5 protein-coding genes and 1 pseudogene are annotated in these 10,111 nt (G+C 71.2%); all 6 read left to right on the top strand.

Annotated elements, in window-relative coordinates; all coding sequences use genetic code 11:
* The first annotated feature begins 90 nt into the window (after positions 1-90).
* The 6 genes and pseudogenes from folK to glgA all read left to right on the top strand — a co-directional run bounded on the left by folK (position 91) and on the right by glgA (position 10,018).
* Complete coding sequence (folK, locus tag JHD63_RS05690) at positions 91-582, top strand: 2-amino-4-hydroxy-6-hydroxymethyldihydropteridine diphosphokinase (RefSeq protein ID WP_198969776.1); 492 nt, start codon at positions 91-93, stop codon at positions 580-582.
* Positions 583-797: 215 nt separating this feature from the next.
* On the top strand, positions 798-2,759 hold the full coding sequence (gene glgB / locus JHD63_RS05685; RefSeq protein WP_198969775.1) for a 1,4-alpha-glucan branching protein GlgB: 1,962 nt from the start codon (positions 798-800) through the stop codon (positions 2,757-2,759).
* Positions 2,746-3,984: pseudogene (locus JHD63_RS05680) on the top strand (glucose-1-phosphate adenylyltransferase); the annotation flags it as partial. The gene glgB and the pseudogene JHD63_RS05680, both read left to right, overlap by 14 nt.
* 125 nt (positions 3,985-4,109) lie before the next feature.
* On the top strand, positions 4,110-6,305 hold the full coding sequence (glgX, locus tag JHD63_RS05675) for a glycogen debranching protein GlgX (RefSeq protein WP_198969773.1): 2,196 nt from the start codon (positions 4,110-4,112) through the stop codon (positions 6,303-6,305).
* A gap of 63 nt (positions 6,306-6,368) precedes the next feature.
* Positions 6,369-8,573, top strand: coding sequence for a 4-alpha-glucanotransferase (gene malQ, locus JHD63_RS05670; protein WP_198969772.1), 2,205 nt, complete (start codon positions 6,369-6,371; stop codon positions 8,571-8,573).
* Positions 8,570-10,018 (top strand): glycogen synthase GlgA, encoded by a 1,449-nt coding sequence (glgA, locus tag JHD63_RS05665; protein WP_198969771.1) that lies wholly within the window; start codon positions 8,570-8,572, stop codon positions 10,016-10,018. The genes malQ and glgA overlap by 4 nt, the downstream gene beginning before the upstream one ends.
* Positions 10,019-10,111 lie beyond the last annotated feature (93 nt).

The following is a 10,111-nucleotide window of genomic DNA, read 5'->3' as shown; positions in this document are numbered from 1 at the left end:
CCCCCCCCCCCCCCCCCCCCCCCCCCCCCCCCCCCCCCCCCCCCCCCCCCCCTTTTAGATGTGTATAAGAGACAGGCACAAGACTAGGGCGTGACGGTCCCGGTCACCGCTTTCATCGCCCTGGGCGCCAACCTGGGCGACGCCGCCGCCACCGTGCGCGGGGCCTTCGCCGCGCTGGCCGCGCTGCCGCAGACCCGGCTGCTGCGGCATTCCTCGCTCTACCGCAGCGCGCCGGTCGACTCCAGCGGCCCGGACTACCTCAACGCCGTCGCCGCGATCGCCACCAGCCTGCCGCCGCTGGCCCTGCTGCAGGCGCTGCAATCCATCGAACAGGCCGCCGGCCGCGAGCGTCCCTACCGCAACGCGCCGCGCACGCTGGACCTGGATCTGCTGTTGTACGGCGAGAGCCGCATCGACCTGCCCGGACTCACCGTGCCGCACCCGCGCATGGAGCAGCGCGCCTTCGTGCTCGTGCCCCTGGCCGAGATCGCGCCCGAGCGCGTGCCGGCCTCCCTGCTGGCGGCCGTGGCCGGGCAGGCGATCGCGCGCCTGACGGACGGCGCGGCGCCCGATTCTCAGTAAAAAGTGCATGTAGCCCAGGTAGATGCTGGGATTTATGCTATCTTTTTGATAGTTTTTGGCGTGTGGAACGTCGGTTGGCACGCTAGTTGCGGAACTGTCGGCGCCCACCTACACCTGCTGGATATGACGTCCGTCGCCTTTTTGCCGCCGCGCCCGGGACACTGGGCCGCGGCCGATTCTCCGGCCGTTTCTTTCCTCAAGGTTTGGGAATGCCCATGACGTCCCGCTCCACCACGCCACAGCGCCTTGCCACCAGGGGCGCGTCCGGGCCGGCCTCCGCCCCGCAGCCGGCGCTCCATGCGGCACCCCATCATCTGGCCTTCGGTACCCTGGGCGCGCATGCCGACGCGCGCGGCACCCGCTTTGCGGTCTGGGCGCCGAATGCGCGCGGCGTGGCGGTGATCGGCGACTTCAACGGCTGGCACCCGCAGGCGCTGGAGCCCGCGGCCGACGGCAGCGGGCGCTGGCACGGCTTCGTCGAGGGCGCGGTGCCGGGCCAGTACTACAAATACCGCATCCAGCCCCAGGAGGGCCCGTCCTTCGACAAGGCCGACCCCTATGCCTTTCGCGCCGAGTGCCCGCCGCGCACCGCCTCGCAGATCGCCACGCTGGACTACGCCTGGGGCGACGGCGCCTGGATGGCGCAGCGCGGCACGCGCCAGGCGCTGGATGCGCCGATGTCGATCTACGAGGTGCACCTGGGCTCCTGGCAGCGCGCAGACGACGGCAGCTACCTCAACTACGCCGAACTCGGCCGCCGCCTGGCCGCGCACTGCGAGACCATGGGCTTCACCCACGTCGAACTGATGCCGGTGGCCGAACACCCGTTCTATGGCTCCTGGGGCTACCAGATCACCAGCTACTTCGCGCCCAGCGCGCGCTACGGCAGCCCGCAGGACCTGATGGCGCTGGTCGACACCCTGCACCAGCACGGCATCGGCGTGCTGCTGGACTGGGTGCCCTCGCACTTCCCGAGCGACGCCCACGGCCTGGGCCGCTTCGACGGCACCTGCCTGTACGAGCACGAAGACCCGCGGCGCGGCTTCCATCCGCAGTGGAACAGCCTGATCTTCAACTACGGCCGCTTCGAGGTGCGCGACTTCCTCATCGGCAATGCGCTGTTCTGGCTGCAGCACTACCACTTCGACGGACTGCGCGTGGATGCGGTGGCCTCGCTGCTGTACCTGGATTTCGGGCGCGAGCCGGGCCAGTCGGCCACCAACGAGGATGGCGGCAACCAGAACCTGCAGGCGGTGGAATTCCTGCGCCAGCTCAACATCGCCGTCTATGCCGCCTTCCCGGACGTGCACATGGTGGCCGAGGAATCCTCCAGTTGGTGCGGCGTGTCGCGGCCGGTGGAGCACGCCGGCCTGGGCTTCGGCATGAAGTGGAACATGGGCTGGATGAACGACACGCTGCGCTATGCCAAGCGGCCGCACTTCTACCGCGAGTACCACCGCGACGAACTGTGCTTCTCGTTCGTGTACGCCTTCAACGAGAACTTCGTGCTGCCGCTCTCGCACGACGAGGTGGTCTACGGCAAGGGCAGCCTGTGGGGACGCCAGCCGGGCGACGACTGGCAGCGCGCGGCCGGGCTGCGCGCGCTCTATGGCTTCATGTGGGGCCACCCGGGCAAGAAACTGCTGTTCATGGGCGGCGAGTTCGGCCAGACCGAGGAGTGGCACCACGAGCGCACGCTGGACTGGCACGAATGGGCCGTGCCGCGCCATGCCGGCGTGGCGCGCTGGGTGGCGGACCTGAACCGCCTGTACCGCGCCTGGCCTGCACTGCACCGGCGCGACTTCGACGCCGAAGGCTTCTCCTGGGCGCCGACCGAGGCCGAGCCCGCCACCGCGCTGGCCTTCTTCCGCCACGCCGGGCCGGGCGCGCAGGGCGACGTGCTGGTGCTCTGCAACTTCACGCCCGCGCCGGTGCCGGGCCTGCGCGTGGGCGTGCCGCGCGCGGGCCGTTGGCGCGAACTGCTCAACGGCGACGCACTGGTCTACGGCGGCAGCGGCTGCGGCAACCTGGGCGGCGTCCTGGCCGAGGCCCGGCCCTGCGGCCACCATGCGCACAGCCTGCAACTGGTGCTGCCGCCGCTGTCGGTGATGTTCTTCTCGGACGGCGCCGATGCGGCCGCGCCGTCCTCCTCAGGAGCCGGCCATGTCCATCCGTAACCGCAAGGTTCTGGCCTTCGTCATGGCCGGCGGAGAAGGCTCGCGCCTGCATCCGCTCACCAGCGACCGCTGCAAGCCGGCCGTGCCCTTCAACGGCAAGCACCGGGTGGTCGACTTCGTGCTGTCGAACCTGATCAACTCCGAGATCTTCTCGATCTACCTGCTGGTGCAGTACAAGTCGCAATCGCTGATCGAGCACGTGCGCACCGCCTGGACCATGCCGCGCTTCGGCCCCGACCATTTCGTGACCGTGGTGCCGCCGCAGATGCGCAACGGCCCGGAGTGGTTCCAGGGCACGGCCGATGCGGTCTACCAGAACATCCACCTGATCGAGAGCTTCCAGCCCGACATCGTGGCGGTGTTCGGCGCCGATCACATCTACCGCATGGACGTGCGCCAGATGATCGACTTCCACCGCCGCACCGGCGCCGACGTGAGCGTGGCCACGCTGCCGGTGCGGCTGGAGCACTGCGACCAGTTCGGCGTGGTGGAGGTGGACGCCGATCTGCGCGTCACCGACTTCAAGGAAAAGCCGCGCAGCACGCCCTCCATGCCCGGGCGCGAGGGTTTCGCGCTGGCCTCCATGGGCAACTACATCTTCAACGCCGAGGTGCTGCTGGAGGCGCTCAACCGCGCCCACGCCACCGGCGAGAGCGACTTCGGCAAGCACATCCTGCCGCAGATGGTGGGCAGCCACCGGCTGCTCGCCTACGACTTCGCCACCAACGTGATCCCCGGCATCGCGCCCTACGAGGAGCCCGGCTACTGGCGCGACGTCGGCACCATAGACGCCTATTTCGATGCCCACTTCGACACGCTGGGCACGACCCCGAAGTTCCGCATGACCAACCGCCAGTGGCCGATCTATGCGAGCCACGACCCCTCGGAGTCGGCACAGATCGAGAACGGCGTCATCCACCGCTCGGTCGTCGGCTCGGGCTGCATCGTCGATGGCGCGCGGCTCGACCATGCCATGCTGCGCCGCGCCGTCACGGTGCACCGCGACGTGCACCTGCAGCATTGCATCGTCATGGAGCGCTCGGTGCTCGGCCGCGGCGCCATGGTGCGCCGCGCCATCATCGACACCGACAACGACATTCCGCCAGGCGAGCGCATCGGCTTCGATCCGGAAACCGACCGCAGGCGCTTCCACGTCACGGCCAGCGGCATCGTGGTGGTGCCTAGCGGCTATTTCTCGCGCCAGCGCGCGCCGGCCTTCGCGCCACTGGGCAAGCAACCGGGCGGCGTGCTCGAAGGACTGGAGCTCGCGCCCGCCCTGCCTGCCGCGCCGCTGCGCACGCCGCCCGCGGCGCCGCCGGCCAAGACCTACCTGACGAAAGGCATGAGCACATGAGTGACCCGCAGCAGAGTCCGGCCGCCCCGGCGGCATCGCCCTTGTCCGTTCAGCGCGGCTCCCCGCTGCGCCTGGGGGCGCATTGGGATGGCGCCGGCACCCATTTCGCTCTGCATTCCGTGCCCGCGGAGCGCGTGGAGCTGTGCCTCTACGCGGAGGACGGCAGCACCGAGACCGCGCGCTTCGACATGGCCGACCGCACCGGCGACATCTGGCACATCTACCTGCGCGGCTGCGCGCCCGGAACGCGCTACGGCTACCGTGTGCACGGCCCGTATCAGCCCGAGGAGGGCCTGCGCTTCAACCCGAACAAGCTGCTGCTCGACCCCTATGCGCGCGCCATCGACCGGCGCGTGCTCGGCGCGTCCGAGCAGTGCGGCTACATCCCGGGCACGGAGGAGGAGGATTTCGCCTTCGACGACACCGACAATGCCGCGGCGGCGCCCAAGTCGCTCGTGGTGGACACCGCCTTCGACTGGGGCGCGGACGCACCGCCGGCGCGGCCCTGGAGCGAGACGGTGTTCTACGAGGTCCACGTCAAGGGCTTCACGCAGCAGCACCCGGACGTGCCGCAGGCGCTGCGCGGCAGCTACGCCGGACTGGGGTCGGAAGCGGCCATCGCCCACCTGCAGCGCCTGGGCGTGACCGCGGTCGAGCTGCTGCCGGTGCACGCCTTCATCGACGACGAGCGGCTGGTGCAGGCCGGGCTGGCCAACTACTGGGGCTACAACAGCCTGGGCTTCTTCGCGCCCGAGCCGCGCTACAGCGCCAGCGGCGATGCGGTGGCCGAATTCAAGCAGATGGTGCGCGCGCTGCATGCCGCCGGCATCGAGGTGATCCTGGACGTGGTCTACAACCATACGGCCGAGGGCAACCACCTGGGGCCCACGCTCAGCTTCAAGGGCATAGACCACGCCGGCTACTACCGCCTGCAGCCGGAGGACCGGCGCTTCTGCACCGACTTCACCGGCACCGGCAACACCCTGGACAGCAGCAGTCCGCTGGTGCTGCGCCTGGTGATGGACAGCCTGCGCTACTGGGTGCAGGAGATGCATGTGGACGGCTTCCGCTTCGATCTGGCCACCACGCTCGGGCGCTCGGCCGTCGACTTCGACCAGCGCTCGGCCTTCCTGTGCGCGGTGCAGCAGGACCCGGTGCTCGCCGGCGTCAAGCTGATCGCCGAGCCCTGGGACCTCGGGCCCGGCGGCTACCAGGTCGGCGGCTTTCCCGCGCCCTGGGCCGAGTGGAACGGCCGCTATCGCGATGCGGTGCGCGACTTCTGGCGCGGCGAGGATGGTGTGCTGCAGGAATTCGCGGCGCGCTTGTGCGGGTCGGCCGACATCTACGGCGGTTCGCGCCGCGGCCCGCAGGCCAGCGTCAACATCGTCACCGTGCACGATGGCTTCACGCTGCAGGATCTGGTGAGCTACGACGAGAAGCACAACGACGCCAACGGCGAGGACAACCGCGACGGCGAGAACCACAACCGCAGCTGGAACTGCGGCGCCGAAGGCCCGAGCGAGGACGCCGCCATCCTGGCGCTGCGCGAGCGGCAGAAGCGCAACCTGCTCACCACGCTGTTCATGTCGCAGGGCGTGCCGCTGCTGCTCGGCGGCGACGAAATGGGCCGCACCCAGGGCGGCAACAACAACGGCTACTGCCAGGACAACGCCATCAGCTGGTTCGACTGGTCGCCGCCGCGGCGCGACGATCCGCTGCAGGCCTGCGTGCGCCGCCTGGTGGCCCTGCGCAAGAGCCTGCCGGTGCTGCAGCGCACCCGCTTCTTCAGCGGCGAGGCCGACGCCGACGGCCGCAAGGACCTGGCCTGGTACAGCGTCTGGGGCCAGGAGATGACCCAGGCGGAATGGGCCCAGCCCGACGTGCGCTGTGTGGCCGCGCTGCTCGACGGCGCCCGCACCGCGCTGGTGGGCGAGGATGGCGGCAGGCTCGACGGCGACTCGCTGCTGCTGCTGATCAATGCCTCGTCCGAGGAAGCCAGCTTCACCGTGCCCGAGGCCGCCGCCGCGCCCGGAGGCTGGACGCCGCGCATCGACACCGCCACCCCCGACGGCCAGCCCCTGGCCGCCCCCGAGGCCGGCGGCGTGGCCGACATCACGCCCTGGCATGCGGGTGAGCAGCACCTGCTGCCGGCGCATTCGATGGTGGTGCTGACCCAGCCCTGCGTTGCCTGAGCTGGCTTGCGGCACGCGGCTTGCTGCGCCGTGGTGGATACTGCCCGCTTCAAGGATGCCGCCGTGACCGATACCGCCACCGACGCCGAAGGCGCACGCCCCAGCATGGACGACCGCGCCGCGCTGCAGAACCTCGCGCAGCAACTGGGCCTGGCCGTGCGCTGGCACGACTTCTACGGCCATGAGCGCGAGGTACCCGACGACGCCCTGCGCAGCGCCCTGCACGCCATGGGCGTGCCCGCGGCCGACGACGGCCAGGTGCATGCCGCGCTGGCCGCCCACGCGGCGGCGGGCTTCCAGCAGACCCTGCCGCCGGTCATCGTGCTGGGCGAAGGCCCCGATGCCTACGGCGTGGGGCTGGCGCCCGGTACCCAGGACGGCAGCCTGTGGCACCTGACGCTCGAAGGCGGCCTGCGCCAGCCGCTGTACAGCCACCAGGGCGGCAATGGCCGCCAGTACGTGGTGCTGCCGGGCGGCATGCCCACCGGCTACCACCGCCTGGACGGCGCCACCGAGCGCGACGGCTACACCACCGTCATCGTCACCCCGCGGCGCTGCTGGACCGCCCCTGCGTTGCAGGCGGGGGCGCGCTGGTGGGGGCCCTGCGTGCAGCTCTATGCCCTGCGTTCGGCACGCAACTGGGGCATGGGCGATTTCACCGATCTGCGCGGGCTCGCCGCAGGCATGGCCGGGCTCGGCGCGTCCTTCGTCGGGCTCAATCCGCTGCATGCGCTGTTCCCGGACCGGCCCGAGGCGGCCAGCCCCTACAGCCCGTCGAGCCGCAACATGCTCCACCCGCTCTACCTGGACGTGGAGGCGGTGCCCGAATTCCAGGAATGCGCCGAGGCGCAGCGCCTGGTCGCCGCTGACGACTTTCAGCGCCGCCTGGCTCAGCTGCGGGCGACCGAATTGGTGGACTACGCCGGGGTGGCACAGGCCAAGTACGCCGTGCTGGAGCTGCTGTGGGCGCATTTCCGCGAGCAGCACCTTGCTCCGGCCAGCGCGCATGCGGCGCGGTTCCAGGCGTTCCTGCACCGCGGCGGCGAGGCCCTGCGCGCCCATGCGCTGTTCGAGGCCCTGCAGGAGCACCTGTGCGCCGCCGATCCGTCCATCTGGGGCTGGCCGGCCTGGCCCGAGGCCTACCGTTCGCCGCGCGGCGAGGCGGTGACCGCCTTCGCCTGCGCTTACGAACCGCGCGTGGGCTTTCGCGCCTGGCTGCAGTGGCAGGCCGAACTGCAACTGCAGGCGGCGCAGTCGCAGGCCCGCGCCGCGGGCATGGCGCTGGGCCTGTACCGCGACCTCGCGGTCGGCGTCAACGAGGGCGGCTCCGAAACCTGGACCGAGCCCGACGTCTATGCGCTGGGCATGCACGTGGGCGCGCCCCCCGACCCGCTCAACGCCCTGGGCCAGAACTGGGGGCTGCCGCCGTTCAACCCGCGGCGGCTTCTGGCCGGACGCTACCAGCCGTTCATCGACACCCTGCGCGCCAACATGCGCCACGCCGGGGCGCTGCGGCTGGACCATGTGATGGGCCTGATGCGCCTGTTCTGGATCTCGCCCACCGGCGCCTCCTACGTCGCCTATCCGCTGGAGGACCTGCTCGGCATCCTGGCCCTGGAGAGCCACCGCCACCAGTGCATGGTGATAGGGGAAGACCTGGGCAACGTCGCGCCCCGCATGCGCGAGGCCATGCACGAGCATGCGCTGCTGTCCTACCGGCCGCTGTTCTTCGAGCGCACCCACGGCGGCGGCTTCCGCTCGCCACACGACTGGCCGGAGCAGGCGCTGGCCGTGGTCAGCACGCACGACCTGCCCACGCTCCAGGGCTTCTGGAGCGGCGAGGACCTGGAGCTGCAGGCGCGCCTGCAGCTCTACCCCGACGAGCACATGCGCCACCAGGCGGTGCTCGACCGCGTGCAGGATCGGGTGCAGTTGCTCATCGCGCTCGAGCGCGAGGGCCTGCTGCCGCCGGGCGCCACCGCCGACCCCAGCTCGCTGCCCGAGTGCACCACCGCCCTGGTGGACGCGGTGCACGTGTACCTGGCGCGCACGCCGGCGCTGCTGATGGGCGTGCAGTTGGAAGACGTGACCCAGCAGCGGCTGCAGGTCAACGTGCCGGGCACGAGCGAGGCCGTGTTCCCCAACTGGCGCCGCAAGCTCGCGGTGGCGGTGGAGGCGCTGGTGGAGGAGCCGCGCATGCTGTCCCTGGCGACCGCGCTGCGCGCGCAGCGCCGCGGTGCCGCAGCCCCGGAATTGGCGGCCGCATGAGGGTCCTGTTCGTCACGCCCGAATGCGCGCCCTGGGTCAAGACCGGCGGCTTGGGCGACGTCAGCGGCGCGCTGCCGCCAGCGCTGGCGGCCCTGGGCCATGACGTGCGGGTGCTGATCCCGGCCTACAGCGCCTTTGCCAGCCTGCCCGGGCGCCGCAGCGTCCTGCACTTGACCGCGCGCGAGGGCTGGCCGGCCGCGCGCATCGACAGCGTGGCCCAGTCCTCGGGCGTGACCCTGCTGCTGCTCGACTGCCCGGAACTGTTCGTGCACCCCGGCGGGCCCTATGCCGACGCGGGCGGCGCCGACCACGCGCAGAACGCGCGGCGCTTCGGCTTCCTGGCGCGCGTGGCGGCCTGGCTCGCCAGCGCCGACACTCCCTGGCCGGCGTGGCAGCCCGATGTGCTGCACGGCCACGACTGGACCTGCGGCCTCGCGCCCTTCTACCTGTACCTGGCGCGCCTGCGCGGCCAGGCCACGGCCGCCAGCGTCACGACGGTCCACAACCTGGCCTTCCAGGGGCGCTTCTGGATGGCCGACGCCGACATGCTGGGCATTGCGCCGGCCTGGCGCGGCATCGACGGCGTGGAGTTCTGGGGCGATCTCTCCATGCTCAAGGCCGGCCTGCAGTTCAGCGATGCCATCACCACCGTGAGCCCGACCTATGCGCGCGAGATCCAGACCGAGGCGCTCGGCGTGGGCCTGCACGGTGTGCTGCGGGCGCGCGCGGACCGGCTGGTGGGCATTCTCAATGGCGTAGACACCCGGGTCTGGAATCCGCGCACCGACGCCTACCTGGCGCAGCGCTACGACGCGCGGGACATGCGCGGCAAGGCCGCCTGCAAGGCCGCGCTGCAGCGCGAGTGCGGCTTGCGGGAAGACCCGGCCGCGCTGCTGTTCGGCCTGGTCGGCCGCCTCACCGAGCAGAAGGGTATCGACCTGGTGGTGCAGGCGCTGCCCTGGCTGCTGGCGCAGGGCGCGCAACTCGCGGTGCTGGGGCAGGGCGAGCCGGTACTGCAGGAAGCACTGCGCGCCGCCGCGGCCGCGCACCCCCGCCAGGTCAGCGCACTCATAGGCTTTGACGAGGCACGGGCGCACCGCACCGAGGCCGGCGCCGACGTGTTCCTGATGCCCTCGCGCTACGAGCCCTGCGGCCTGAACCAGATGTACAGCCAGCTCTACGGCACGCCGCCCCTGGTGCATGCCACCGGCGGGCTGGCGGATTCCGTGGTGGACCTGGACGCCGGCGCCGATGCCGCTACCGGCATCGTCATCCCGGAGGCCACGCCGGGCGCGCTGCTGCAAGGCCTGCGGCGGGCGCAGGACGCCTTCGCCGATCCGCCGCTGTGGCGCGCCGTGCAGCGCAACGGCATGCGCCAGCGCTTCGGCTGGGAGGACAGCGCGCGGCAGTACGACGCGCTGTACCGTCGCTTGCGCGCCGCCTGAAGAAGGGGATGCGGCTTTCCTCCGACAGGGGCCGGAGGCCGCGGCTGACATGGCGCCCAGGAAGGGCGCGGCAATCTGCGCCGATGCGACGCG

The organism is Xylophilus sp. ASV27 (assembly GCF_016428875.1).
Classification (GTDB): Bacteria; Pseudomonadota; Gammaproteobacteria; order Burkholderiales; family Burkholderiaceae_C; genus Xylophilus.
The sequence above is the reverse complement of the archived record's forward strand: the minus strand, read 5'-3'. Positions and strand labels throughout refer to the sequence as shown.